This window comes from Rickettsia sp. MAE-05 (genome assembly GCF_057319745.1).
The window spans coordinates 343898-370288 of record NZ_JBLTIO010000002.1 but is presented as its reverse complement, the minus strand read 5'-3'; the positions used below and the strand labels follow the sequence as shown (position 1 = coordinate 370288).

The window sequence follows — 26391 nt, the reverse complement described above, 5'->3', positions numbered from 1 at the left end:
ATAAGCCAAGGAACGGCAGCAGTCGGCATCCGAGGAGTTACAAAAACATTGTAGCCGATTTTCCAAATTCACCGAGTATAGTTTTTTCAGTTTCCCTAACTTATCTGCTAATTTATGCAACAATTATTTTTAATTTAACTAATAGGTTAATAAAAAATAATGTTTTTCTTGATAAATATTAATAAATGTTATATAATTCGCCTCGTTTATATATTTAAAAATAATCATTGAGGTTAAGTAATGAGTATAACAGGCAAATTAAAATCAGTATTGTTAACCTACTCTTTCGTTATTAGTATATCAATAAATTTATTTACCACCGGTTCAGAAGCAGCCGGCGGTCCACCACCACCACCTCCACCGCCTCCACCGGGATGGACATCTCAAGCAACGTCATCAAACAATATTGGTAGTGGAGGACAAACTACTCAACCAGAATCATCAAAAAGCACTAGTAGCAGTAAAAAACCTTCCTCATCAATAAAAACACCACCTACTCAATCGCTAGAAGTACCTACCCCTACTGGAAAATTTGGTAAAAAATACGCTAAATTAATTAATCCGGATGCTGCTCAAGTAGTTTTAATGTCATCATTTTCAACGAAAATAATATCTCTTATACGCGACGAATTAACACTTAAAGATTTTGCCGCTGATGCAGACAAAATTCTTACTCTTTTTAGTAAAAAAAATGATGAAATTTTAGGTGAGGCAAAAGAAAAGTATAAAGAGCTTATAAAAGATCCTTATATAGCTCAGTTTGTAAATACAAAAAACGCAAACCAACAAACAGGAGATTTTTTAGATAGCAAGCTCTTCGATGAAGATCAAGAAGAAGCAATATTGCGTCTTTTATCATTAGAGCAACTAGATGCACAAAGGAAACAAGAAATTTTAAGTAAACAAGGGGATATATTAGAACAATTAAAATTTATAAAGGAAAATTCTGAAATTCTAGGTGCATACGGTAAGACAGCATCAACAGATATATCAAAAAAACTACCTGAAGAATTACCTAAAATTTTAAGTCAACAGGGCGATATATTAGAACAATTAAAATTTATAAAGGAAAATTCTGAAATTCTAGGTGCGTATGGTAAGACGGCATCAACAGATATATCAAAAAAATTACCTAAAGAACTACCTAAAATTTTAAGTCAACAGGGCGATATATTAGGACAATTAAAATTTATAAATAAAAATTCTGAAATTCTAGGTGAACACAGTAAGGCAACATTAAAAGATAAACTGAAAGAATTATCTAAGCAGTTAAATAAAATTTCAAGCAATCAATTAGTAGGTTTTATACTTGATGAAAATAAAATCAACACGAACTTAAAAAACGTTCCCTTTTCAAAAAAAGAAGTAAGAGAGCTAATAGATAGCTTAAATAATGAAATTTTAAAGAAAATTTTTCTCCAAGATGATGGTACGATAACTGAACAAGATTTAACTAGAATATTACAAAAATATAAAGAAACAGATTTAATAAAGAATTTAACTAAAGCTATAGTATATATTGATGGTAATGAAAGTAATAAAACTGTAAATAAAACTTTAGAAAAAGGTTTAGAAAACACTACTCCAGAACAACAAAGATTGATCGTAGATGTATTGACTAATAACCCAAGGATACGAAAAGCTCTTATAACAAAAATAGACAGAGAGCGAAAACAAGAAGAAAATAAAAAATTAAAAGAAAACACAGAAGGTGATCCTTTAGTAGAGGGACTAAAGAAGGCACTTGCACAAAGACAATCTACAACCCAAGAAACAATAGATAAAAAGATAGAAGAGAGTAAGCGAGAAAAAGAAACAGCATCAACAACAGGAAGTGAGAATGTGTGGAATAGATTAAAAAATATGAATAATCTAGATAACCAAAATAATAATCAAAACACACAGGATGAGAATAATAAAGAAAATACACAGGATGAAAATAATAAAGGATGGCAAGAGGATAATCAAAATACACAGGATGAGACTAATAACAATGTTGACAGAATAACAAAAGCAAAACAGGAATTAGAGCAAGCAGTTAACGCTGCAACAAGAAAATTTAGTGAAATGAGCAGTCTCCTAAAAGACAATACAATAAAAAATGCAACAGCATGCCAAGGATATTTAAAAGGAGCTGAAGATAAACTAACCTTAGCAGAAGAAAAAGGACAAGAACTAATAGATAATGCAGCCCAAGCATTCGCAATAATACCTAAAGAATATCAAAATGATATGGATGAGAATTGGCAGCATTACTTATCACCGGAAGATCAATCAAAAATAAATAAACTAAATGAGGAGATTAATACACTAAACAACGGAAAAATATCCGGGAAATTTACATCACGTGCAAACTCATCGCAATTTAAAGCAAAACAAGAAGAACTTCAAATATTAACTGAAAGATTAAAAGAAAGCGTAGTTACAAAACAAAAAAAACAACTGGTTCAAAACTACGTAAATGAAATGGTTACAAATGCTAAAAAGGCAGTAGAAAAAATAGAAACAACTTTAGAGGACTTAAACAAGAAGAAAGAAAATAAACACAATAATGCAGAATCTAGTCCACGAATTTCTAAGGAAATACTAGAGGCTCAAAATTGGTTAAAAAAAGCTATAACAGTCTTAAGTACTGCTGAATGCAATTATGAGCTTGCTAAGAGGCGAGGTAACATATCTAACAGCGATAGCGATGATGATTCCGATAACGAGTCAGATAAAAAAATAACACCGATACAAGCAAGAGAAATACAGTTAAACGATGCTAAAGAAAAGGTAGCAAAAGCTAAGAAAAACTTAGAGGATGCTGAAGCAAAAGATGCAGAGCGTAAACAACAAGAAGCAGAAGCAAAGCATCAAGAAGACCTGAAGCGTAAGCAGGACGAAGCAAACCGCAAAGCGGCAGAAGATGAGGCAACACGTAAAGCAGAACAGGCAGAAACAGAATATTTAGAAGATATGGTTTCAATGTTTAAAAATGCAGAAGATGAAGCTGAACAAAAAGAAAAAGCAGAGCGTAAACGTCAAGAAGACCTGAAGCGTAAGCAGGACGAAGCAAACCGCAAAGCGGCAGAAGATGAGGCAACACGTAAAGCAGAACAGGCAGAAACAGAATATTTAGAAGATATGGTTTCAATGTTTAAAAATGCAGAAGATGAAGCTGAACAAAAAGAAAAAGCAGAGCGTAAACGTCAAGAAGACCTGAAGCGTAAGCAGGACGAAGCAAACCGCAAAGCGGCAGAAGATGAGGCAGCAAAACGTAAAGCGGCAGAAGATGAAGCAAATAAAGCGGCAAAAGATGAAGCAACGCGTAAAACAGAAAAGGCGGAAGCAGAATATCTAGCGTATATGGCTTCAATGTTTAAAAATGCAGAAGATGAAGCAAACAAAGCGGCAGAAGATGAAGATACACAAAAAGAAGAAACAAAACGTCAGCGTCAAGAAGAGCAGAGCCGCCAAGAGCAAGAGCGTAAACGTCTAGCAGACGAAGAAGCTGAACAAAAACGTAAACAAGAAGAAACAGAGGGAGAAGAATCAAAAAAGATATAGCTTTAGAAAGCGAAGACGAAGCTATCGATTTGTCATTCAAAACTGAAGCAATCGCAGAGCAAGATGAAGCGGCACAGAGACAACAAGTATCTGATGACACCAGTAGGAAAGTAGCAATATTAGTTAAGGCAACTTCAACTCTCCATAAACCTGTTCACTATAATATTTTAAGTGATAGATTAAAGGTTGCTGCAATAGGTGCCGGTGATGAAGAAGCTAGTATAAACAGAGGCGTATGGATTAGCGGCTTATACGGCATTAACAAACAAGGAACTTGGAAGAATATTCCAAAATATCAAGGTCGCACAACCGGTGTAACTATCGGGGTCGATGCTGAATTCATCAATAGTCATGATGTTATCGGAATAGCTTATAGCCGTTTAGAATCCCAAATTAAATATAATAAAAAACTAGGAAAAATAGCTGTTAACGGTCATCTTTTAAGCATTTACGGTCTAAAAGAACTAATTAAAGGTTTCTCATTACAAGCTATAACATCTTACGGTCATAATGATATTAAGAATAAATCTAAAAGTATTAATAATATAATTGGAAAATACCAAAACAATAATTTAAGTTTTCAAACCTTATTAAATTATAAATATCGTACAAAATATGATTTACATTTTATTCCTAATATCGGTTTTAAATATGATTATTCAAGAGCTAGCAACTACAAAGAATATAATGTAGATATAGAAAACTTAATGATTCAAAAGAAATCAAATCAATCATTTGAAAGTAGTATTGGCGGTAAAATAGTGTTCAAGCCTATAACAACCGTAAATAATATAGTATTAACACCAAGCTTGTACGGTAATATTGAGCGTCACTTCAATAATAAAAATACAAAAGTTAATGCAAAAGCGACTTTTAAAGGGCAAACATTACACGAAACAATTATTATACCAAAACAACCTAAGCTTGGATATAATATCGGCAGTAATATACTTATGAGTAGGAAAAATATAAATGTTCTACTTGAATATAATTATTATACCCATAGAAAATATCAAAGCCATCAAGGGCTTATTAAACTAAAAGTCAATTTGTAAAATAAATAAGGATAAGTTTCTCCTAAGAGCTTATCCTTTCTTAATAAACAAGCTTATTAACCAAACTGCCAAATAGAATATCAGCGTACTAAATACGGTAAAAAATAGTTTAAATGAATAGCTATTAAGTACAAGCTGACCTAATTGGTCAAAAGGAAAAATATTAAATAAGCTCATAATCCCAATTACAATAAAAGTATCAATAAATAAAGAAATTGCCGTACTAAAATTATTTCTTATCCATAAATATTTACCTTTAGTAATTTTACGGGTCATGCCTCCATATTGCAGTTACGCCTATTAAAAAGCTATACGTTCAATAAGAGTACCAATAACCTTATCATGAATATCCAATGACTTGGAAAAGCAGATTGTCTTACGTGCAAGCCTCTTGCATCTCGTTCTAAGGTTCAAGTTACTTCGTTCTATCCGTTGAGTGTATTTTTTACTGATAATATGCTTTTTAGGGTCTAATAACCTAGCATAACTCCCCCATCCATCTGTATAGTAAAAAGTCACCTTGAAATTCTCTAGTTTTTTCAGTAATGATTCTAATGTGCTATCACATCTTGTACCAAACGTATAAGCAACTACTTTTAACGAAATCTTATCCAAGGCATACCAAAGCCATCGTTGTCTGGATTTATTCTGTACATAAGACCATTGTTCATCTATCTCAGGAGCAATAATTACTTTTGTTGTACTGATAGAATGATTTATTGTTTTTAATACTAGATTTTTTAAAACACGGATAACTGTATTGATACCCACTTTTAATACTCTTACTGTATCTCTAACTCCAGAGCCGTTGATTGACATTTCTACTATTTGCTCCTTAACTCCAGGCTTAGATGCATTATTAATATACTCCAATTGAAAATATCGATTACACCGCTTGCATTGATATCTCTGTTGTTTTGAAATTGCATATCCTGACTTTATTACTTCTTCTGTGTTGTTACAATATCTACACTTAACATCTATTTTTGCCATAATCCTTAACTATAATTCTCTCTTATTACTGTTTGAGGATTATAGACTATTTACTCTAAACTGCAATACGGAGGCACGACCCAATACTATAGGCTTGACCACGAAATCCAGTTAAAAATACTAAAATTATTAGTATTTTTTATTGTTTTTATGGACCTAGTTAGCAAGCGAACTAGGTGACACAGTAGGTTTTACCGGTCTACGCAACAATGCCAACAAAGATAGACAATGACAAGTATGAGAGATATTACTAAGATAAAGCTGTAACTATTTAGCTATAGGTAAACTATTTTCTGCTTGATTTTCTTCAATTTCATTAATTTTAGAAACTAAATCTGATTTCTTTTTTGAGGAAAGGTTAGCAAGTACTATTGCGTTTATTAAAAATAATGTTGTAAGTATTATAGTGCTTTTAGTAAGAAAATTACCGACTGTTTTAGCACTGACTACTCCCATATTATTACCGCCGCTTATACTACTAATTCCATCCGATCCGCTACGCTGCATCAGAATAACTATAATTAACAATATAGCAATAGTAATATGTACAAAAAGAAGGATGTCTATCATAATATATATTTTCAGTGGTGCTACTAGGGGGAATTGAACCCCCGGCCTCTTCATTACCAATGAAGTGCTCTACCCCTGAGCTATAGTAGCTTAGAATTTTATTTTAAACTCTTTTTGCCACATATTTGCTATTAAATCAAGAAGAATTTTGAAAATTCATTTACTATATTACTAAAAAGCTCTTATTCTAGCTTTTCATTCTATCCACTTATATGTACCTCATCAGAAGATGCTACTGTAGCTTCATTAGCATACATCCCAAATTCTTTATGTAAATAATCACTTAAAATCTTTAGTGTTTTTTCTTTGGTTTGGCATGCTAATATCATTTTATTATCTTGTACTAACTTTTGTAATTGGGCTATCTCTTTTGCAGAAGCAGGTCTCATTTCTAAGGAGCCGCTTTCTTCTTGCCGTAATCGGTCGGTTGTTACAGTCGTAGTAACTCTATGACACGTACCGAATAAGTCTATATCCATCCTTGAAATTGCCTCGTTATTAGTTATTTTTTCAACAGTTTTGGAGTGATTTATGCTATCCTGTGAGATACAAGCAAAAACTAATCCTTTTTTAGTTATTTTGTGTTCGTAAGCATTGCCATAGTAAGAACTCTTAGGTGTCAAGACTACAATTTTATCATTAAATTCAATTAGGTTTGCAGGTTTTGTAATTTTTTTCATATTTTATCTAAGCTTCTATTTTTGTAAAAATATAAGGCGAACAATGCAAAAATACAGCTTAATATGACGTAATAAACTGCCGAGGTTACATGCCCTGTTTTTTGTACTAAATATTCAAAGACAAGAGGCGTAGTACCTCCGAAAATACTTGTAGCAGTGTTATATGAAATAGACAGAGCGGTGTTACGTATATTTGTAGGATAAAACTCTGCTTGTAATGCCGGTTCAGGACCGATATAACTAGCGGCAAGTATAGCTAGTATAAATTGTGAGATAATTACGCTTGTAAAGTCACCGTTCTCAAAATTATTAAGTAAAAACGGCGTTGTTATAATAATTATTATCAGGTTAATTACAAAAATTTTCCTGCGACCTATAATATCGGATAAATAACCGCTTAATAAAGTTACAGCTATCATAATCACGTAACATACGCTAGCGAGGCTATTTACTTCATTTTCAATAAAGTTACGGCTGATTTTTAAAAACGATACTAAGTAAATTGTAGTTAAATAGAATATTATCGAACCGGGAGCATTGATAAAAATCGAGATTAATATATCAAACCAATGATTGGTAATGACTTTTTTTAACGGTGATTGTAAAATCTTTTTCTGCTCTCTTAGATTTTTAAAATTCGGTGTTTCATGTGTATTTTTTTTAATATACAATGCTGCAAAAAGAATAAAAAATCCAAGTAAAAAAGGTATTCTCCAGCCAAAACTATCAAATTGTGAAGCTGTTAGGATATTCTTAACGATATAAGAAACAAAAGAACCAAGCAATAAACCGGAGCATATACTAGACGTTGAAATACTACCGGTAAAGCCTCGATGTTTAGGGCTAGTATGCTCAATAACAAAGGAAATAGAACCGGTCAAAGCTCCTCCCATTGATAATCCTTGTAGAATTCGTACACAAATCATTAATATAGTCGCAGTTATACCTATAGTATGGTAAGTTGGTAATATTCCTATTAATACGGTTGGGGCAGACATGCAAAATAACGCACTAGTTAAGGCTACTTTGCGTCCAAATCTATCACCAATAACACCAAAAAATATGCCACCCAACGGTCTCGCCAAATAACCTATAGCAAATACTAAAAAAGCTTGCAATAAAGAAGTATTAGCATCATCATTCGGGAAAAATTTTGCTCCTATTATGGGTGCAAAATAACCGAATAATACATAATCATACCATTCAAAAGTGTTAGCGATAGCGCTTGAAAATACTAGCTTACTGCGATTCATGTTTTCTACTCATAGCTTTTTTTTCGGAGTATATTATAAATAAGGTGGCAGGAATTATTATTACTGCTCCATGAAGTGTGCTTTTATCGGGAAACTCACTAAATATGAAATATGCCGCTATTGCTGAAATCACCAGCTCTAAATATCTATAAGGAGCGGTAGCGGTTGCATCTACCATGGAAAAAGCTTTAAGTAGGAAGAATAATATTAAGCTACCGCTACTACCTAGTACAAATAATAAAGCTAATTCAAAACCGCTAGGGGTTAGCCAATATTGCGATGCAACAGGCAATGATACTACAGCAGTTACTATTGCCGAATAAAATAGCATACTGATCATCGATTCTTTTATTACGAATTTTTTATTAATAATGTCAAGCATAGCAAATGAAATAGCCGCTAATACAAAATACAAAATTTCGGGGTTAAAATCCTCGGCATGAGGTTTAAGCGTAACAACAAGCCCTATACATCCTACTACGGTAACTACCCATCTTTGCCAAATAATATTTTCGTTAAGAAAAAATACGGCAAGTATTAAAGTAAATAAAGGGATAGAAAAACTTACAACGGTTGCGGTAGTAACGGGAGCTATGGTAAGACCGTAAGTCCAGGAAGTCATACCGAAAAATAATAATAATCCTCTTAATATATGTACAAAAGGACGACTTGTTTTTAAGGTATTTTTACCGTAATAAAAAACAAAAGGTAGTAAAACTATGCTACTGAAAAAGAAACGGAAAAAAGCTACTTCAAAGCTATGTAAACGAGTCCCAAGATATTTAGACATTACATCATTGGCACTACTACTTACTAAACTAAGTAAAAACCAACATATACCGGTTAAATATGTTTTTAATGCATCATTCATTAATATGCTCCAATAATTTCTATAATTTTACTTAAATGTCTTGACTTTTAGCATAAAAGAATTCTATCTTTTATGAAAATGGTATAAATATATAAACAAAAATTTTATATAATAATACGGTAATCAATTTTAAGCAAGTAAAGGTTATAATTAATATGTTAAGAATAGTGAAAAAATTAGGGATAATTTTGTTTGTATCCAGCATAAGTATTAATAGTTTTGCTAAAAGCATGTATGATGATGTAGATTCTGCTCCTGACTATGATAGTACACCGTATTACGAAAACGAAGGAAGTTTAGTTTTCAAGATGCGTCTAGGAGGTGTTTTTTCAAGTGCTAAGCAAAAGGGATTACCTACTCCGACCTCTCCTCAACCTGTTCCAGTAGGAGAAGTTGCAAAAAACGGTTATGGAGGTGATGCATCCACTACTATATTCTTTAACAATTATTTAGCTACTGAATTATCACTTGGCTTTAATGTTTTACGCACTAAATATACATCCCTTGCAGCCGTTGCTCATAATTATGGCGTTGATAATGTCAAACTAGGAAAAAACAAGCCTATTTATATGATCCCTGCAACGGTTACCGGACAATTTCATATAGCTCCTTACGGCGGGATAAGACCGTATGTCGGTGTAGGTTATCACGGTTCTTACATGCTTACTCAAGCTACCGGTCTTAAAATTAGAAACGGACACGGTCTAGTCGGACAAATAGGTGTAGATTTTTATGCTAAAGATGATACTTTAATCAATATCGACGTAAGACAATTTTTCTTAAATCCTAAACTTGAGTATAAACCGAATTTAGTAGGTACTAAAACCGTAACCTCTAAAGTTAAACTTAATCCTTTAATAGTTTCTATAGGTATAGGGTTTAATTTTTAAAAATCTCTCGTCATTGCGAGCGACTAAAAGGAGCGTGGCAATCTCATGAAACAGTACAAAATTCCTGAGATTGCCACGTCGAGGCTTCGCCTCTCCTCGCAATGACGTTTCCAAATTATTAAATAAATCCACCTATGTCCCTACAAATTATCCAGTTATTATACTTAGTTGCGGCTGTTTGTTTTATTCTGTCGCTAAAGTTTTTATCCTCACAGAAACAAGCACGTTTAGGCAGTACCATAGGTATTTTGGGGATGGTGATAGCAGTCGGCGTTACTTTTTTCCTTCCGGATTTTACTCATAAATTACCCATTATAGCAACCATATTATTAGGCGGTATAATCGGAGGGATTATTGCACTTAAAATCTCCATGACGGCAATGCCTCAATTAGTTGCCGGATTTCACTCTTTTGTTGGTCTTGCTGCGGTATTTGTAGCTTACGCTACGATACTTGCTCCTGAAAATTTTTCTATAGGAATAGCCGGAAGTTTACCGATTAATTCATTAATCGAAATATCGCTTGGAGTTTCTATAGGAGCGTTAACTTTTAGCGGTTCGGTTATAGCTTTTCTAAAACTACAAGGCTTAATGAAAAGTAGCCCGTTAAAATTCTACGGTCAGCAATATATATGCTTATTAACGGCAATAATATTGGCTATTCTAGTAATATCTTTTATTCGTTCAGAAAATATATTTTTATTTAATCTAATAGTTTTTTTATCACTGTTAATCGGAATATTACTAATAATACCGGTAGGCGGTGCAGATATGCCTGTTATAGTATCAATGCTAAATTCTTATTCAGGTTTTGCAGCAGCCGGTATCGGCTTTACGCTTAGCAATAGCCTACTCATTATTACCGGTGCATTAGTCGGTAGTAGCGGAGCTATACTTAGCTATATAATGTGCAGGGCTATGAATCGTTCATTAATCAAGGTTATTTTTGGAGCGTTTTTGTCTGCACCTACCGGGATTAACAAGGATATAGACGACGATAAAATAGCAAAAACAAGCTGCCCTGAAGATGCGGCACATTTACTACTTAATTCATCATCGGTGATAATTGTTCCCGGTTACGGTATGGCAGTAGCCCAGTCTCAGCATATCATAAAAGAGATGGTTGATATATTAGAACGTTCAGACATTAATGTACGTTTTGCCGTACATCCGGTAGCAGGTAGAATGCCTGGACATATGAATGTTTTACTTGCAGAAGCTAATATAGATTATGAGAAAGTGCTTGAACTTGAAGAGATTAATAGAGATTTCGCTACCACTGATGTAGTGCTTGTGATTGGGGCAAATGACGTAACTAATCCTGCTGCCAAAAATGATCCAGACAGTCCAATTTATGGTATGCCGGTACTAGATGTCGAAAAAGCACGTACTATTTTGTTTATTAAACGTTCTATGGCTTCAGGATATGCAGGTATAGAAAATGAGCTATTTTATCACGATAATACTTTTATGTTATTCGGCGATGCTAAGAAAGTAGTTGAGGAGATAGTTAAGTTTCTAAATGAAGATTGACTTAAATAACTCTATTTGTTATAACTTCTTAAATTAAGCCAAAAAACAATTATCATGAATTCGCAAAAAACATTACCGCTTCTGCCAAAAGCCACGGCTATGTGGTTAATTGAAAATACTTCTTTAACTTTTAAACAAATTGCCGATTTTTGCGGTATTCATGAATTTGAAATAAAAGGTATGGCTGACGGAGACGTCGCACAATCTATAAAAGGTTTAAATCCAATTGCAAACGGTCAGTTAACTTTAGAGGAAATTGAGCGTTGCAGTAAAGATCCTAATGCTAATTTACAAATTTCATATAGCCCTGCTGATGAGTTGATGAAAAATCAGAAAAAACAGCGTGCTAAATACACTCCTATAGCAAGGCGTCAAGATAAACCGGATGCTATATATTGGTTATTGTCTAATTATCCGAACATCCAAGACCATCAAATAATTAAATTAATAGGCACTACTAAGACTACTATAGATGCTATTAGAACTCGTAGCCATTGGAATATGAATTCTATTCGTCCTCGTGATCCCGTATTACTGGGAATCTGTAGTCAAATAGACCTGAATAAAATAGTAGAAAGCCTAAAGCCTACACAAAATCCTATAAAAGAATCATAAAATTATACTAACTTCTATCCTGCGAAAAGCTTGCTTACGTGAATTATTCTTTGATTGTTATCCCGACTATTGCGTGGATAGCAAATCGTCATTGCAAGCAGGCGTTGCTTGCGTAGATATCTTAATTGTCATTGCGAGGAGCGAAGAGCGTTGTTGCATGGATCGTTTTATGTCATTCCTGCGAAAGCAGGAATCCACAAAAAAGTATAAATATAACAAGTTTTTAAAACTAAAAGCTCGATTTATCTCGCTTTATAGTAGATTCCTGCTTTTAGCTGAGAATGACATCGAGTAGATTTTTCGATCCACGCAACAACACCGAAGCGAAGCGACGTGGCAATCCAGAAAAAATAATAAAAAAATTCTGATTTACAGAATTTTTAACTGGATTGCTTCGTCGAATTACTACGTAATTCTTCTCGCAATGACGGAAAATCAATCCACGCAACAACGCCTTTCTCGCAAACGGATTTTTTATGGATTAGAAAAGTGATTATTGCCTAATAAATCGTTTATCGCTAGGTAAAGTATAACTTTTATTGGTAGAACGATAGGGACAAATATCAATTCCTCCACGCCTAGTATACACTATATAAATAGAAAGAAAATCAGGATTTATAGTGTTTTTAATATCTGTAAAAATACGCTCGGCACACTGCTCTGCAAACTCATTACAATTTCTAAAAGATATTAGATATTTCAGGAAAGAATCATGTTTTAACTTTTTTCCTTTATATTTTATAACGATTGTACCCCAATCCGGTTGACCGGTTACTAAGCAATTTGATTTTAGTAAATTAGAATTAATCTCTTCTTCTACCAAAACATCTTCATGCTCAATTAAACTATTATCGGGCGGACCGTAATTATTGCATACTATATCTAAATCATCGATATTTTTACCGCTTGGAACACCAAATTCTATTTTTGTATTTATAGGAAATATACATCCCGTTACTTTAGCGTGTGTAACATTACTTAGATCCTGCAAGATAATTCTTTCTAGTTCTTCTACTGATTCAACAACAAAGTTATTAAAAGAATTTAGATATAGTTTAAATGATTTTGATTCTACTATATTTTCAGAATCCGTCGGTATATAAAAAGTGCCTACTCCAACCCATGGCTTACCGTTCTTATTAAGACAAGATAGTTCATATGTATTCCAAATATCTACACCGTAAAACGGAAGATTATTACTATTTATTCCAAGTTCGTTTCGATTATTTATACGTGGAATTTTAAATAATAAAGTTGCATCATAACTATCTTTATAAGTACTTTTTTTACCAAGTAAAGAAGTAGATAAAGGCATTAATTATGCTCCTTGTGCTAAAATTTCTTTTTGTTGTAATTCATCATATTCTTTTAGCATATAGCCGCGTCCCCATACTGTGTCGATATAATCTCTACCGCCGGCAGCATCACTTAACTTCTTACGAAGTTTACAAATAAATACGTCAATAATTTTCATTTCCGGTTCGTCAACACTACTATATAAGTGATTTAAGAACATTTCTTTAGTTAAAATAGTTCCTCTTCGGAGTATTAATAGCTCTAAAATAGCATATTCTTTGTTCGTCAAATGTACTTTTTTGCCGTCAACTTCTACAGTTCTAGTATCTAGGTTTACGCTAACCTTATCAAACCTAAATACTGATGCTGCATGACCTTTAGAACGTCTAACTATAGCTTTAATTCTAGCAACTAATTCCTCTCTTACAAACGGCTTGGTTAAATAATCATCGGCTCCAGAAGAGAAACCGGTAATCTTTTGATCCGTATCCGTTAAGCTAGATAAAATTAAGATTGGGGTTTTTATTTTTGCAGCACGCAATCTTAATAATATCTCAAAACCATTAATATCCGGTAACATAAGATCTAAAATCACTAGATCATAACCACCTACTTTACCAAGCCTTAAACCTTCCACACCAACTGAAGCTTTATCGCAAACTATACCTTCTGAAGCTAAAGTTAGCTCAATTAAGTTAGCCATTTCCGGCTCGTCTTCAATTAACAAAACTCTCATTATTTTTCTCCATAAAATTCAATTTTTATATTGTGCTATAATTTAATTACAGTTAATTATTGTTAACTAAATTATAATTTTTTATCTAGTGCTTTATACATTCATTAATAACATAAGTAAAGAATATTTAATCAAATTGATAAAATTTTTACTATTAAGCTCTATCTGTGATTTAAAAACCATGGCGTTTAAAACGAAATTTATTAAATAATTAAATGATTTTCTTAGTTTTGATGCACTGACATTTTCTTATGATATAAGGCACCAAAGTCTATAGGATCAATCATTAAAGGCTGGAATCCTGCATCTTGAGTACAGCTAGCTATAATTTTTCTAGCAAATGGAAATATCATTGCCGGACAATGAACAGATAATAAAATCGGATGTTGTTCAGAATCAATATTAATTAAATTAAATACTCCAGCATATTTTAATTCTATCTGAAATAATTTATATTTTTCATTTCTTGCAGTTGCTTCGATATTTAATTCTACTTCGTAGAAATTTTCTTCCGATAAATTAGTAATATTTATATCTAGAGATAAATCAATTTGAGGGCGTTGTTCTAAAGCCGCAAGAGAAGACGGGGCAGAAGGGTTCTCAAGAGATAAATCTTTTATATATTGTGCATTAACGGAAATATGCGGCATTGCCTCATTAGTATCGGTGTTTATTGTACTCATAAAAATCCTTATTAAAAATTTAATATAATTTTTTAGAGCCTATTCACGATTTTATTTTGATTGATAATTAAACAGGTTTTTAAGCGAAAATTAATAAGATTTTTGTAGGAATAGTATTCTTATTTCAAAAAAATCTTATAATTTGCGGCTAAAAAGATTTTAATTAGCTTTAAAATTAAGATCGTGAACAGGTTCTTGCATAAAAAAGTTATGTTAACGGTAAAGTTACGCCTACTTGTTTCATATATTTTCCTTGTCGATCGGCATATGAAGTATCACAAACTTGATCACTTCTTAAAAATAAAAACTGACAAGCTCCTTCATTTGCATATATTTTAGCAGGTAATGGAGTAGTATTAGAAAACTCTAAAGTTACATGTCCTTCCCACTCCGGTTCTAACGGAGTCACATTTACTATTATACCGCATCTTGCATAAGTGGATTTGCCGACACAAATAACTAATACATCACGCGGTATTTTAAAATATTCTATAGTTCTGCCAAGGGCAAAACTATTAGGTGGAATAATACACACATCTACTTCTCTATCAACTAAATTATATTCACTGAAATTTTTTGGATCAACCGTAGTAGAATTTATATTGGTGAATATTTTAAATTCATTAGATACTCTAGCATCATAGCCGTAAGAAGATAAGCCGTAAGAAATAATCTTTTCTTTATTATGAACTCTTACCTGCTTTTCCGCAAAGGGCCTTATCATACTTTGATTTATAACAGCTTCTTTTATCCACTTATCTGACATTATAGCCATAATCAAAACTTAATTTAATTAATAAACTAATGATTATAACTCATAATTATTTACAATACAAAATTTTTCTTTAAAACTATAAGTCTGAGGCTGCGTGAATAATGATAGTGATAATAATACAACATTGTATACTTTAAATTAAATTATTACAAATTAAAATAGTTTTTTATTGTCAATTCTGAAAAGTATTATTATATTCTAGCGTAGTTGATTTATATTTATTAATACTAAATTTATTTTGTATAGTAAATTTTATTATTTAAGTTTATAGGGACTTTATTAAAGTGAAAAAATTATTATTAGCTGCAAGTATTATTTGCCTTGCATCGGCTGGTCTTGCCGAAGAAAATCCAACACCTGTTATTTCTAATTCTGATACTGAAATAAAATTAGAAGGGTTTTATTTATTTGAAAGCGGTTATATTAAACAGGATCATTTAATTTTATTTGATAAAAATGTAACTGATAACAGGAAAAAGCTAGGGTTTTACACGGAAGCAGCGTTTGCGGCAACTATTTCTAAAACTATCAATGATGTAATAGCAGGTGCTAAAATAGTGCTTCAGCCTACTACAAGAGCAAAAACCTCTGCAAGTTATAACGGATCACATATCTTTATTGAAACTAGTTACGGTAAAGTAGAATTAGGCTCTCCTGTCGATGCAAGTGCTAAATTGCGTGTTACCGGCTCTCAAGTAACCGCAGGTACCGGAGGATGGTATAGATATGCTCTACTTGATGGTCAATATATGAGATATAACGGTTTAAAACCGGATTTCGATACTAGTGCTAGCTTTTATCTTGAATCATACTCTAACTCTTTTGATCAAATGAATGAAAAAACTGAAAAAGCTAGAAGGGCGAACTTTTTTACTCCTAAAATGAAAGGTTTCCAAGCTGGTATCTCTTATACTCCCGATACTGCTAATACGGGCGGTAACAAAGATATAAATAATTTAACGCTTGAAAGCTCAGGAAGAAACGGAGTTAGTGTTTCTAGAACCGGAATAAAGACGGTTTCCTTAGGAAACGGCGAAACTATGACTATAAATCAGAATATTAGAGATGCTTTTTCTGCCGGCTTAACTTATGAACATGAAATTAGCGAAGATGCAGACTTAAAATTATCCGTTACCGGAGAGTATGGTAAACCTGCTCGTCGTCTTGTTCATGCTAAAATAGACGGAACTACAATCCAAGTGCTTAATACTTATAAGCTTTCTAATTTAAAAGCATATAATCTTGGAGCCGTATTTACTTATGGTAATTTCTCTTGCGGAGCTTCTTACGGTAATTTAGGTAAAAGCTTAACCGCTAAGGAATATTATAAAGTCGGTCGTGATACCTATTATTACAATGGAGCAGTTGCTTATGGACAAGGACCTATAAAAACAAGTCTTGAATATCTTAAAACTTCAAGATATAAAAACACCGTCGATGCTGTAAGCTTAGCTACTGAGTATAAGATCATGCCTGGTTTATTACCATATGCTGAAATTTCTCATTTCCAAGCTAAAGGTAAACCTGTATATTACCCTGAAGCACCTAGTAAAACAACACGAGGTACTGTTGGTCTTATAGGTACAAAACTTAAGTTTTAATTATTTACAAATTAAGTTCCATCACTACGCTTAGAGCAATCTTATGTATAGTACTGGACAATTTTTAAAAAGCCCTCTATGTCATCCCTGCGAAAGCAGGGATCCAAGCTAAAAAATCTTGATTTTAAAGATTTTTTAGGTTTTACTGGGTTCCAGCTTTTGGGCGTTGTTGCATGACTCTTAAAACTCACTCAATGTCATTCCTACGTAGACCGGTAAAACCCACTGTGTCACCTCGTGGCTTGACCACGGGGTCCATAAAAACAATAAAAAATACTAATAATTTTAATATTTTAACTAGAACCCGTGGTCAAGCCACGGGATGACAGAGGTGAAATTGATCCACACAACAATGCCACGCGGGAATGACATAGAGTAAAAACTTTCTGGTACTATAAATCTTACGCCTTAATTATTAATCAAACTATCAACAAATTATAGTTCCGTCGTTGCAGTAATGTTGTCTTCTCTTCTGCTAATCTTTAAACCCATTCTATTAGCTTACAGCTCTCTAATTCTTGTCAAATTATGTGTTATCATTTACTTAAAAATGCTGCAGCCAAGATGAATTTAAAGTTGGTCTACACAGCATAAATTACATAAGTATCGGCGAATCCTAAAAAATTCGTACTATATTACCTTTTGATTAAATAAAATTATATATTTTACTTTTTTTATTTTTAGATATTGACTTTCTTTAATTACCATATATTGCGATGCAACCATAATATATGGTAATCATGTGATATATGATTTTTATTATTTTAAAACAGGAGTAACAATATGAATCATGCTCAATTTACAAGCTCAGGATATTCCTTTGTAAATGGATTAAAAGCAGTTACAAGATATGCAACCGCTTCTAAATTATTATTTAAAGATACCTATAATTTTGTTTCTAGTCCTAACTTAAAAAAAATATTTACAATATTACATGCTTTAAATATTCAGAAAGTCTATACAAAAGACGGGGATTTTGAGGCAGCATTGAAGTTTTTTAATATGAAACAGGATAATTCTCTCAAGATAAAGATAGATGTAACTCAGAACATCGAAAAACCCGCATCAGAGGACAATGAAAATTTTTTCTCTCCTATATTAAACGTATTTAAAAACATGATGGAAACAAGTAATATTATAGATAAATATATTACTGCAATCCCTCATTTAATGAGTATAGGTTTTACCTTAAAAAAAATTTCAAGCCCCAACCACGTTATAAGCAAATTTGATGCAATAAAGGTTCCAGCACTTATGGCGGCTGCTACCGCTATCGGAAAACCTTTAATAGATACAATTAGAGAGGATTGTTCTACTATAATCCAATTTTTTAAAGATAGTAATAAGCTCTTAACCGGGGCTTATAATTTTTTCGGTAATAATAATGAAGATTTTACATATTATCAGTTAGAGGAAAGCCATCAGGATAATCAGGTTGATATTATAGGAGTAGGAGATAGTAACATCTATTAATTTAAATAGGTAAGATGAATTTAAAAACTTATAAAAACTTTTAATAATAGAACGATACAAGCGAATTTATAGATAATTCGCTTGTATCAAGCCATATAAAATATACTGTTTTTTGTATACACTCAATCTTTATTATAATTATGATGAAAATCTATTATTTTTAGGGAAGCCCATAGGCGGTAATTTACCGGTACTCCCTCTTTTTCCTAAAAATGCAATGATGTTTTTCTCAAGTTTTACTTTTCCATTGTTGTTCCAACCTAAGCCATCTTCTTTATTAAATATTTTAATATCAAGTAACTTTGCATTCTTAAATTTTTGTAGCGTTACGCCTTGCCCCTTTTTCATTTCCGGTATTTCATCTATATTAAATACCAATAATTTACGACTCTCACCGATACAAGCAACAGCGTCACCCAATACAGGTAAACAAGCTGTACAGGCATGACCATCCGGTACATTCATAATTTGCTTTCCCGTTTTTGTTTGAGCCATTACTTCGTTTGAATTAACTAAAAACCCCTTACCTACACTACTTGCCAGTAATAAAAGCTGATCAGGCTTGTAGACTAAAATATTTGTAATATCGTTATTGCCTATATCCACAAGCAGCTTTATAGATTCTCCTGTTCCTTTACCTTTAGAAATATTATCGGCAAGCAAAGTAAAAAACCTACCCTCCGAACTTACTATTAGTATCTTATCGGTCGTGTAAGCCTCTATAATAAACTTCTCTGCATCACCTTCTTTATATTTAATATTCGATAAATCAGTGTTATGACCTTTTAACGAACGCACCCATCCCATTTTTGAGCAGATAATAGTAATCGGCTCTTTAGTAATAAACGCTGTTATATCAACTACCTGATTCGTAAGCGTTACTTCTTCAAAGCTTGTACGTCTAGCTCCTATTACTGTATTTAATCCAAATTTCGTTTGTACTGCTTTGATTTCTTTTTTAACTATTTTCCATAGTTCTTTAGGATTATTTAAAATCTCTTCTAATATAGCTTGTTGCTTCTGCAAGTTACTATGCTCATTAATAATTTCCTGCTCTTCAAGTTTGCGTAACGAGCGAAGACGAGTATTTAATATCGCTTCTACCTGTATTTCGGTTAGTTTAAACCGCTCCATCATTATAGCTTTCGGCTCATCCTCTTCACGAATAATTTTAATTATCTCATCAAGATTTAGATAAGCTATTCTAAGACCTTCTAGAATTTCTAAACGATGCTTGATTTTGTTTAAAAGATAAGTTGACCTGCGAGTAACAATATTTTGTCTATGAGCTAAAAACTCTTGTAAAACTTCTAAAATATTCATTACTCTCGGCACGTTATTACTACCGATCACATTCATATTTAGCTGAATACGGCTTTCTAAATTCGTTAGCTTGAATAGAGATTCCATAACTATTTGTGGATCACATCCCCGATCTCTCGGCTCTATAACCAATCTTATAACGTCGGTTGATTCATCCCTAATATTGCCGACAAGCGGGATTTTTTTATCCTTTAGTAATATCGCTATTTGTTCTATAAGTTTTGATTTTTGAACTTGATAAGGTATCTCGGTTACGACTATCTGATATGTACCGTAACTTAGCTCCTCTTTCTCCCATCTGCTTCTCACTCTAAAACTACCACGCCCGCTAGTATATGCAGCATTTATAAATTCGGCTTTATCAATAATTATGCCGCCGGTTGGAAAATCAGGACCTTTAATGAAATTCATTATATCGTTAATTTCAGCTTTCGAGTGGTCGATTAAATACATTAGAGCATCACATAACTCATGTAAATTATGCGGCGGTATATTGGTTGCCATACCGACTGCTATACCTTCCGAACCGTTAGCTAGTAAGTTCGGAAAACTTGCGGGCATTATTATCGGTTCTAAATCTGAATCGTCGTAAGTAGGGCGAAAATCTACCGTATCTTTATCAATATCTACCATTAATAAAGTACATATTTCCGTCATGCGTGATTCGGTATAACGCATAGCTGCTGCATTATCGCCATCGATAGAGCCGAAATTACCCTGTCCGTCAATTAAAGGATAACGAAGCGAAAAATGCTGAGCAAGACGTACCAAGGTATCATACACTGCCACATCACCGTGCGGGTGGTATTTACCTATTACGTCACCGACCACCCTTGCACATTTTTTATAACCAGAATTCGGCTCAAGTCTTAGCTGTAGCATTGCGTATAACAACCTACGATGTACAGGCTTAAGTCCATCGCGTACGTCAGGAAGCGAACGTGACATAATCGTTGACAACGCATAAGCAAGATAACGCTCCGATAACGCATTACCAAAGTCAATATTTTCTATTTTAGCTTCTTTCATAATCGTAACAATCTCTGCGGTGTCCTATTTTTAATATTCGAATAGTAATGTTTTCAATTTGATAAATTACTCTATAGTCACCTATCCTTAAAGAACGAGAGTTTTTTAAATTATATCTTAAAGGTTTACCAAACTTTATCGGATTAGCAAGTAGTTTTTCTTCAATAACAGATTGTATCATAGCTTTAATAGGAGGAGAAAGTTTTGGAATATCTCTAGAGGTAACCTTATCTAAGTAAATAATATTATACACCTTATTTACTTCCAAGCATCTTCATGCTTTACCCAGTATTTAGCTTCTGCTAGTCTTTTTTCTGCAAGTTTTGAAAATAAAGCATCTTCTTCAAGCTCAAGGCTAGATATAATAAGCTTTTTTGCTACTTTAGAAGAAGAAGATTTATTAATTTTTGCCAAATTTGTGATTTCATCGAAAGTTTTTTCGTCTAAAGAAACTAGTAATCTTTTAGCTGCCATAATTTACCATAAATTATATAGTTATTATTAATAGTATCATATCTGATACATTTGTCAATTTTAATTCCGTATTATTATTTCAACACACAACTCTGCTTGTTATAAGCTAGTTTCTTGCAAACTGCTTTAGCTTGACTAAGACTACCATAATCACCGGCTAAGATTAAATAGAAAAATTTGCCGTCGTCATATTTAACTTTTTTGGTTGTGATAACAACATTTTTAAGAATTTTCGGGAATTTCTTTTTTATTCTTTCCCCTTCTTGCATTGCTTCTGCTTCAGATTTTACCGAACCAAGCTGTATTTTATAACTCTCATAATTATTACAACTTTTAGTATTAGTAGCTTTGCTTCCTTTTTCACGCTTTATTATATTTAAATCAGTTTCATTTTTGGAGTTACTATTTGGCTCTATTAATGCAATAAGGCTAGATATTTCATCAAAAGATTCATCGCTTTGACTTTGGTTACGAGAATCTATATTCATAGGTTTCTCAGGGTCAGGAAGCAATTTTACGGTTTTAATATTTGTATCTTTAGCAATAAGGTTTTCATATATACTACTATGTACTGCTGCTATTTGGTTATTTTCTATTATAGACGGTTTTATTTTTGTAGGCAGCTCATCAGGATAAATAGTAATTACCGGCTTGCTATTCTGATAATATTGATAACCAAAATAAATAGCGGATATACATATTAAGCACACTAGAAATATTTTAACAAAAATATTATTGATCATATTTAGTAATTTGATAATAAAAAAACGTTATTGCGAGGAAAAACTGTAAGTTTTGACGAAGCAATCGCAGGAGGATTACTTCATGAGATTGCCACGCCGCCTACGGCTGCTCGCAATGACGATGAAAACCTAACTACATCCTATTCATAGGCTCTACACCTATCACTTCAAGACCACTAGCTATAACTTTCTGTATGGCACTTGCAAGAGCAAGACGAGCAGTAGTTAATTCTTTATTGCTCTCGATTACAAATCTATAATCACTATTTTCTTTACCAAAATTCCACATAGAATGAAATCTTGAAGCTAAGTTTATTAAATAAAATGCAATGCGGTGTGGTTCAAAATATTTTGCAGATGTTTCTAATGTTTTTGTCCAGCTAGCCAAAAGTTTTATGATCTCAATTTCTTCTTCAGAGGATAATAAAGATAAATCATACTTGCCTTCTTCAAAGTCATTATAAGATTCAGTCATTAATTCTCTAGCTTTTGATAAAATAGATATTGTTCTCACATGTGCATATTGTACGTAGAAGATAGGATTTTCTCTTGATTGTTCTTTCACTTTTGCTAAATCAAAATCAAGCGGTTTATCATTTTGCCTAGTCAGCATCATAAATCTTATAATATCTTTCCCCACCTCATGATTTACATCTTGTACACTAGCAAAGCTCCCAAGACGTTTTGACATTTTAACCGGCACACCATTTTCAACAAAATTGACTAATTGACAGATTTTAACGTCTACTTTAACTTGTTCTTTGCCTAGAGCCTTAACTATTGCCTCAATTCTTTTAACATATCCGCTATGGTCCGCACCAAGTACATAAATTAAGTGATTTGCTCCTCTATCTATTTTATCCTTAGCATATGCAAGATCGGAAGCAAAATACGACCAACTTCCGTCAGCTTTTTCTATAGGACGATCCTGACTATCACCATAATTGGTAGATTTAAATAATTTTTGAACTCTGTTATCCCATTCATCGTGAACTTTACCTTTAGGAGCAGGGAGTGTTCCTTCATAAATCAGCCCCATACCGGTAAGTAATTTCACTGTTTCCTCTATTTCGCCTTTATCATGCAATGACTGTTCAGAAAAAAATATATCATGTTTAATATCGAGATCCGCTAAATCTTTTTTATTTAAATCAAGCATCTTTTCTACGGCAAAATTTTTGACTATTTTGAACCTTTCATCTTCGTTCATCGTTAATAATTTATTACCGTATTCTTTCGCCAAAATTTGCCCAAGCGGAATCAAATACTCGCCCGGATATAAACCGGTAGGGATAGTAATTTTCTCGCCCAGAGCTTCTCTATAACGTAATAATACCGTACTAACTAAATCATTTATTTGCGAACCTGCATCATTAACATAATATTCTTTTGTAACGGAATAACCTACTTTTTGCAAAATTCTAGCTAGCACATCACCATATACCGCACCCCTAGCATGCCCTATGTGCATTGGACCGGTGGGATTTGCCGAAACATACTCGATGTTAATATTTCTGCTTTTATCTATATCAATTTCAAAAAACTTTTCTTCGTGCTGTAGAATATCTTTAATTGCTATCTGCCAAGTTTCAGCTTTTATAGTAAAATTAATAAAGCCGGGTCCTGCTATTTCTATACTTGCAATATAAGGTAATGTTATAAGGACTTCTTTAAACTTTAAAGCCACTTCCCTAGGAGAAATATTTTCTTTAGCAGCAATAATCATTGCAATATTACTTGATAAATCACCGTTAAAACTATCTTTCGGAGTTTCAATAGTAGCATTATTTGCTATTTCTTGATTATTATATAATTGCCTGCTTGCCGCAATTATATCTTGTTTTAATTGATTAAATATATTCATAATTAAATTTTTAGATATTATTAAAATTCAGCGAACAAAGCTGATTGTATTCTTGAATGGCAAAACGGTCGGTCATACCTGCTATATAATCGGCAATAACTCTAGCTTTACTATATGTTTCATTAAAGTCTATTAACATTTTCCAATTAACCGGTAATAAATTAATATCATCCATATAAACCTTAAACAGACCTTGTACGATTTTAGTACATTTAAGGCTGATGGCCGTAATTCTATTACTTTTATAAACTCGCTCATGCAGAAACTTTTTAGTTTCCTTAATACGGTCATTAGTTTTTTCCGTAAAATCCACTATCTGATAATTCAAATTACGTATCTCGTCTATATTAGTAATTTTTTCTTTATTTAAATTTTCTTTTGTTTGCTGTAATAAATCGGTAATCAATTCATGTATTAGCTTACGTACTACCTCATAAATCAGACAGGATGAGCTAATATTCTTAAATTTTGACTTGAGTTCAAAAACGTAGCTGTCAATATATTTAAGTTCAGCAAGACTATTAAAATCGATAATTTTAGCACCGATACTATCTTCTAAATCATGCGAAATATAGCTAATATCATCGGCAAGTGCTGCTATTTGAGCCTCCGCCGACGCATAAGTACTAAGCTCTAAATCATTTTGTTTATTATACTCCGCTATATATTCATTTATTTCCCCAGTTATAGGACCATTATGTTTTACGATTCCTTCTAAAACTTCCCATGTTAAATTTACTCCGTTATAAGCGGCATATCTTTTTTCAAGTAGTGTTAGTATCTTTAAAGATTGAGCATTATGGGAAAAGCCGTTATACTCTTTCATACATTCATTTAAAGCTCTTTCGCCTGCATGACCGAAAGGCGTATGACCAAGATCATGAGCGAGTGCTATTGTCTCAGCTAAATCACTTGATAAATTTAAAGTATTAGCGACCGAACGAGCAACAGTCGAAACCTCTAAGGAGTGAGTTAGCCTATTTCTGTAATGATCCCCTTCGTGATTAATAAAAACCTGAGTTTTATATTGCAAACGTCTAAACGCATTGGTATGAATAATACGATCACGATCACGTTCAAACTCGTTTCTATACGAAGTCGGGATTTCTTTATATAATCTTCCCCTACTTTTAAGAGGATCGGAAGCGTATGAAGCTAGCATCGTAATCCTTTATTTTGAAAGGCGTTGCTTGTGTGGATACCAAGTCGTCATTGCGAGCGAACGTAGAGAGCGTGGCAATCTAGAAAACAGTATAAAATTCCTGAGATTGCCACGTCGAGACTCTGCCTCTCCTCGCAATGACGACTTGGTATCCACACAAGCAACGCCATCTTGAAAAAATATTCATTATACTATATAATTTATAAGACTTTTACAAGGTAATTTTGGTGACGATAACAATTACGGATAGAGCTTTTCAACGAGTTTGCGAGTTAATAGAGCTAGAAAAAGATAAGAATTTAGTACTGCGAGTTTCGGTTGATAGCGGCGGTTGTTCAGGACTTATGTATAATTATGAACTAGTCTCAAAAGATGATATAGAGCATGATGATTATGTTATTACTAAACATAATGCTACAATTATTATTGATCCTATCTCTCAAAAATTTATGCTAGATTGTACTTTAGATTTTATAGAGGAACTCGGCAGTTCATATTTCAACGTTAGTAATCCGCAAGCTAAAGCAAAATGCGGCTGCGGTAATTCTTTTTCGGTATAGATATTGTTGTCCATGAAATTCTAAATCGTCATTGAGAGGAGCGAAGCGACGCGATAATCCAGAAAATAATTAAAAAAATTCTGTAAATCAGAATTTTTAACTGGATTGCTTCGTCGAATTATTATGTAATTCTTCTCGCAATGACGGAAAATCGGTCCACGCAACAAGACCTTACGAGCTGGGTACTAGATTCCTGCTTTCGCAGGAATGACATCGCAACGTCAAACTTCTAGCAAAATTCATAAACATTTTCTATAATCTAATGTTACTCATTATGTTGAGAGGCAATACCAAGCCCATCAACTTCACCATTATCCCCATAAGGAAGGCGGGCTATTTCATTATTATTACCGTTATTATTCTCATCTTCTTCGTCATCTGAAGCGTTACTATCTACGTTAATATAAACATGTTGTTCTTGGGCTTGTTGAGCTATTAAACTTTGTTTTAGTGTTTCAGCTTGAGATTTTCTTAAATTTAGTCCTTGTTCTCTACATTGCTCCGTAGAGAGAATTTCAAGACCTTGAGATTGTCTTATTAAATCATCACATACAAAAACTCCGCAGTCCGAAGTATTATCTTGTTGTAGAATTTGGTCGTGCCTCCGTATTGCAGTTTAGAGTAAATAGTCTATAATCCTCAAACAGTAATAAGAGAGAATTAT

24 protein-coding genes, 1 tRNA gene and 1 pseudogene are annotated in these 26391 nt (G+C 33.0%); 8 read left to right on the top strand and 18 right to left on the bottom strand.

Annotated features, from left to right (window positions below; translation table 11 throughout):
- Positions 1–240 precede the first annotated feature (240 nt).
- The gene (locus tag ACNFN7_RS05480) at positions 241–3549 is read left to right on the top strand and encodes a hypothetical protein (protein WP_485441248.1); all 3309 of its coding nucleotides are present in this window, start codon (positions 241–243) and stop codon (positions 3547–3549) included.
- A 29-nt stretch (positions 3550–3578) separates the two neighbouring features.
- Positions 3579–4604 (top strand): autotransporter outer membrane beta-barrel domain-containing protein, encoded by a 1026-nt coding sequence (locus ACNFN7_RS05475; RefSeq protein ID WP_485441259.1) that lies wholly within the window; start codon positions 3579–3581, stop codon positions 4602–4604.
- A 30-nt stretch (positions 4605–4634) separates the two neighbouring features.
- Here ACNFN7_RS05475 and ACNFN7_RS05470 read toward each other — a convergent pair.
- The 7 genes and pseudogenes from ACNFN7_RS05470 to ACNFN7_RS05440 all read right to left on the bottom strand — a co-directional run.
- Positions 4635–4874 (bottom strand): annotated as a pseudogene (locus ACNFN7_RS05470) (queuosine precursor transporter); the annotation flags it as partial.
- 30 nt (positions 4875–4904) lie between these two features.
- On the bottom strand, positions 4905–5597 hold the full coding sequence (locus ACNFN7_RS05465; RefSeq protein WP_485441156.1) for an IS1 family transposase: 693 nt from the start codon (positions 5595–5597) through the stop codon (positions 4905–4907).
- 267 nt (positions 5598–5864) lie between these two features.
- A complete protein-coding gene (gene secG, locus ACNFN7_RS05460; protein WP_004996773.1) occupies positions 5865–6167 on the bottom strand; it encodes a preprotein translocase subunit SecG in 303 nt (100 codons plus the stop codon).
- A gap of 15 nt (positions 6168–6182) precedes the next feature.
- Positions 6183–6257 (bottom strand) — tRNA-Thr (locus tag ACNFN7_RS05455).
- A 110-nt stretch (positions 6258–6367) separates the two neighbouring features.
- Positions 6368–6556 carry a hypothetical protein gene (locus ACNFN7_RS05450; protein ID WP_485441247.1) on the bottom strand — a complete coding sequence of 63 codons (189 nt, stop codon included), beginning with the start codon at positions 6554–6556 and terminating at the stop codon, positions 6368–6370.
- A 287-nt stretch (positions 6557–6843) separates the two neighbouring features.
- Complete coding sequence (locus ACNFN7_RS05445) at positions 6844–8100, bottom strand: MFS transporter (protein ID WP_485441155.1); 1257 nt, start codon at positions 8098–8100, stop codon at positions 6844–6846.
- On the bottom strand, positions 8087–8971 hold the full coding sequence (locus ACNFN7_RS05440; RefSeq protein ID WP_485441154.1) for a DMT family transporter: 885 nt from the start codon (positions 8969–8971) through the stop codon (positions 8087–8089). Before ACNFN7_RS05440 ends, ACNFN7_RS05445 begins: the two co-directional genes overlap by 14 nt.
- 155 nt (positions 8972–9126) lie before the next feature.
- Here ACNFN7_RS05440 and ACNFN7_RS05435 point away from each other — a divergent pair, with 155 nt between their 5' ends.
- The 3 genes from ACNFN7_RS05435 (at position 9127) to ACNFN7_RS05425 (ending at position 12008) form a co-directional block, all read left to right on the top strand.
- On the top strand, positions 9127–9861 hold the full coding sequence (locus tag ACNFN7_RS05435; protein ID WP_485441153.1) for an OmpW family outer membrane protein: 735 nt from the start codon (positions 9127–9129) through the stop codon (positions 9859–9861).
- A 134-nt stretch (positions 9862–9995) separates the two neighbouring features.
- Positions 9996–11393, top strand: a complete 1398-nt coding sequence (locus tag ACNFN7_RS05430; protein ID WP_485441152.1) for an NAD(P)(+) transhydrogenase (Re/Si-specific) subunit beta — start codon at positions 9996–9998, stop codon at positions 11391–11393.
- A 54-nt stretch (positions 11394–11447) separates the two neighbouring features.
- Positions 11448–12008: a cell cycle transcriptional regulator TrcR gene (locus ACNFN7_RS05425; protein ID WP_485441151.1), complete on the top strand. Its 561-nt coding sequence runs from the start codon at positions 11448–11450 to the stop codon at positions 12006–12008.
- 493 nt (positions 12009–12501) lie between these two features.
- Here the strand turns inward: ACNFN7_RS05425 and queF are convergent, their stop codons facing one another.
- The 4 genes from queF to dcd all read right to left on the bottom strand — a co-directional run bounded on the left by queF (position 12502) and on the right by dcd (position 15498).
- Positions 12502–13323 (bottom strand): NADPH-dependent 7-cyano-7-deazaguanine reductase QueF, encoded by an 822-nt coding sequence (gene queF, locus ACNFN7_RS05420; RefSeq protein WP_485441150.1) that lies wholly within the window; start codon positions 13321–13323, stop codon positions 12502–12504.
- Positions 13324–13326: 3 nt separating this feature from the next.
- Complete coding sequence (gene ctrA / locus ACNFN7_RS05415; protein ID WP_485441149.1) at positions 13327–14040, bottom strand: response regulator transcription factor CtrA; 714 nt, start codon at positions 14038–14040, stop codon at positions 13327–13329.
- A 224-nt stretch (positions 14041–14264) separates the two neighbouring features.
- The gene (gene secB, locus ACNFN7_RS05410) at positions 14265–14723 is read right to left on the bottom strand and encodes a protein-export chaperone SecB (RefSeq protein WP_485441148.1); all 459 of its coding nucleotides are present in this window, start codon (positions 14721–14723) and stop codon (positions 14265–14267) included.
- A 208-nt stretch (positions 14724–14931) separates the two neighbouring features.
- Positions 14932–15498 (bottom strand): dCTP deaminase, encoded by a 567-nt coding sequence (gene dcd, locus ACNFN7_RS05405; RefSeq protein ID WP_485441147.1) that lies wholly within the window; start codon positions 15496–15498, stop codon positions 14932–14934.
- Between the two features lie 284 nt (positions 15499–15782).
- Here dcd and ACNFN7_RS05400 point away from each other — a divergent pair, with 284 nt between their 5' ends.
- Together ACNFN7_RS05400 and ACNFN7_RS05395 are read left to right on the top strand one after the other, a co-directional pair.
- Positions 15783–17099: a porin gene (locus ACNFN7_RS05400; RefSeq protein WP_485441146.1), complete on the top strand. Its 1317-nt coding sequence runs from the start codon at positions 15783–15785 to the stop codon at positions 17097–17099.
- A 783-nt stretch (positions 17100–17882) separates the two neighbouring features.
- On the top strand, positions 17883–18572 hold the full coding sequence (locus tag ACNFN7_RS05395; protein ID WP_485441145.1) for a hypothetical protein: 690 nt from the start codon (positions 17883–17885) through the stop codon (positions 18570–18572).
- A 138-nt stretch (positions 18573–18710) separates the two neighbouring features.
- Here the strand turns inward: ACNFN7_RS05395 and parC are convergent, their stop codons facing one another.
- The 6 genes from parC to ACNFN7_RS05365 form a co-directional block, all read right to left on the bottom strand.
- On the bottom strand, positions 18711–20924 hold the full coding sequence (parC, locus tag ACNFN7_RS05390; protein WP_485441144.1) for a DNA topoisomerase IV subunit A: 2214 nt from the start codon (positions 20922–20924) through the stop codon (positions 18711–18713).
- Positions 20911–21192 carry a type II toxin-antitoxin system RelE family toxin gene (locus ACNFN7_RS05385; protein WP_485441143.1) on the bottom strand — a complete coding sequence of 94 codons (282 nt, stop codon included), beginning with the start codon at positions 21190–21192 and terminating at the stop codon, positions 20911–20913. The genes parC and ACNFN7_RS05385 overlap by 14 nt, the downstream gene beginning before the upstream one ends.
- Positions 21183–21398 carry a hypothetical protein gene (locus ACNFN7_RS05380; RefSeq protein ID WP_485441142.1) on the bottom strand — a complete coding sequence of 72 codons (216 nt, stop codon included), beginning with the start codon at positions 21396–21398 and terminating at the stop codon, positions 21183–21185. Before ACNFN7_RS05380 ends, ACNFN7_RS05385 begins: the two co-directional genes overlap by 10 nt.
- 74 nt (positions 21399–21472) lie before the next feature.
- Positions 21473–22141: an SPOR domain-containing protein gene (locus tag ACNFN7_RS05375; protein WP_485441141.1), complete on the bottom strand. Its 669-nt coding sequence runs from the start codon at positions 22139–22141 to the stop codon at positions 21473–21475.
- A 133-nt stretch (positions 22142–22274) separates the two neighbouring features.
- Positions 22275–24005: an arginine--tRNA ligase gene (gene argS / locus ACNFN7_RS05370; protein ID WP_485441140.1), complete on the bottom strand. Its 1731-nt coding sequence runs from the start codon at positions 24003–24005 to the stop codon at positions 22275–22277.
- A gap of 10 nt (positions 24006–24015) precedes the next feature.
- Positions 24016–25167 carry a deoxyguanosinetriphosphate triphosphohydrolase gene (locus ACNFN7_RS05365; protein WP_485441139.1) on the bottom strand — a complete coding sequence of 384 codons (1152 nt, stop codon included), beginning with the start codon at positions 25165–25167 and terminating at the stop codon, positions 24016–24018.
- A gap of 227 nt (positions 25168–25394) precedes the next feature.
- Between ACNFN7_RS05365 and ACNFN7_RS05360 the strand changes: the two genes are divergently transcribed.
- Positions 25395–25727, top strand: a complete 333-nt coding sequence (locus tag ACNFN7_RS05360) for an iron-sulfur cluster assembly accessory protein (RefSeq protein WP_485441138.1) — start codon at positions 25395–25397, stop codon at positions 25725–25727.
- 265 nt (positions 25728–25992) lie between these two features.
- Here ACNFN7_RS05360 and ACNFN7_RS05355 read toward each other — a convergent pair whose 3' ends face one another.
- Positions 25993–26319, bottom strand: a complete 327-nt coding sequence (locus tag ACNFN7_RS05355; protein ID WP_485441246.1) for a hypothetical protein — start codon at positions 26317–26319, stop codon at positions 25993–25995.
- Positions 26320–26391: the final 72 nt, after the last annotated feature.

What these genes read in the sequence shown, in the direction of transcription:
- ACNFN7_RS05480 (WP_485441248.1), top strand. Translation starts at nt 241, where the DNA reads ATGAGTATAACAGGCAAATTAAAATCAGTATTGTTAACCTACTCTTTC.
- ACNFN7_RS05465 (WP_485441156.1), bottom strand. Translation starts at nt 5,597, where the DNA reads ATGGCAAAAATAGATGTTAAGTGTAGATATTGTAACAACACAGAAGAA.
- secG (WP_004996773.1), bottom strand. Translation starts at nt 6,167, where the DNA reads ATGATAGACATCCTTCTTTTTGTACATATTACTATTGCTATATTGTTA.
- ACNFN7_RS05450 (WP_485441247.1), bottom strand. Translation starts at nt 6,556, where the DNA reads ATGAGACCTGCTTCTGCAAAAGAGATAGCCCAATTACAAAAGTTAGTA.
- ACNFN7_RS05445 (WP_485441155.1), bottom strand. Translation starts at nt 8,100, where the DNA reads ATGAATCGCAGTAAGCTAGTATTTTCAAGCGCTATCGCTAACACTTTT.
- ACNFN7_RS05440 (WP_485441154.1), bottom strand. Translation starts at nt 8,971, where the DNA reads ATGAATGATGCATTAAAAACATATTTAACCGGTATATGTTGGTTTTTA.
- ACNFN7_RS05435 (WP_485441153.1), top strand. Translation starts at nt 9,127, where the DNA reads ATGTTAAGAATAGTGAAAAAATTAGGGATAATTTTGTTTGTATCCAGC.
- ACNFN7_RS05430 (WP_485441152.1), top strand. Translation starts at nt 9,996, where the DNA reads ATGTCCCTACAAATTATCCAGTTATTATACTTAGTTGCGGCTGTTTGT.
- ACNFN7_RS05425 (WP_485441151.1), top strand. Translation starts at nt 11,448, where the DNA reads ATGAATTCGCAAAAAACATTACCGCTTCTGCCAAAAGCCACGGCTATG.
- queF (WP_485441150.1), bottom strand. Translation starts at nt 13,323, where the DNA reads ATGCCTTTATCTACTTCTTTACTTGGTAAAAAAAGTACTTATAAAGAT.
- ctrA (WP_485441149.1), bottom strand. Translation starts at nt 14,040, where the DNA reads ATGAGAGTTTTGTTAATTGAAGACGAGCCGGAAATGGCTAACTTAATT.
- secB (WP_485441148.1), bottom strand. Translation starts at nt 14,723, where the DNA reads ATGAGTACAATAAACACCGATACTAATGAGGCAATGCCGCATATTTCC.
- dcd (WP_485441147.1), bottom strand. Translation starts at nt 15,498, where the DNA reads ATGGCTATAATGTCAGATAAGTGGATAAAAGAAGCTGTTATAAATCAA.
- ACNFN7_RS05395 (WP_485441145.1), top strand. Translation starts at nt 17,883, where the DNA reads ATGAATCATGCTCAATTTACAAGCTCAGGATATTCCTTTGTAAATGGA.
- parC (WP_485441144.1), bottom strand. Translation starts at nt 20,924, where the DNA reads ATGAAAGAAGCTAAAATAGAAAATATTGACTTTGGTAATGCGTTATCG.
- ACNFN7_RS05380 (WP_485441142.1), bottom strand. Translation starts at nt 21,398, where the DNA reads ATGGCAGCTAAAAGATTACTAGTTTCTTTAGACGAAAAAACTTTCGAT.
- ACNFN7_RS05375 (WP_485441141.1), bottom strand. Translation starts at nt 22,141, where the DNA reads ATGATCAATAATATTTTTGTTAAAATATTTCTAGTGTGCTTAATATGT.
- argS (WP_485441140.1), bottom strand. Translation starts at nt 24,005, where the DNA reads ATGAATATATTTAATCAATTAAAACAAGATATAATTGCGGCAAGCAGG.
- ACNFN7_RS05365 (WP_485441139.1), bottom strand. Translation starts at nt 25,167, where the DNA reads ATGCTAGCTTCATACGCTTCCGATCCTCTTAAAAGTAGGGGAAGATTA.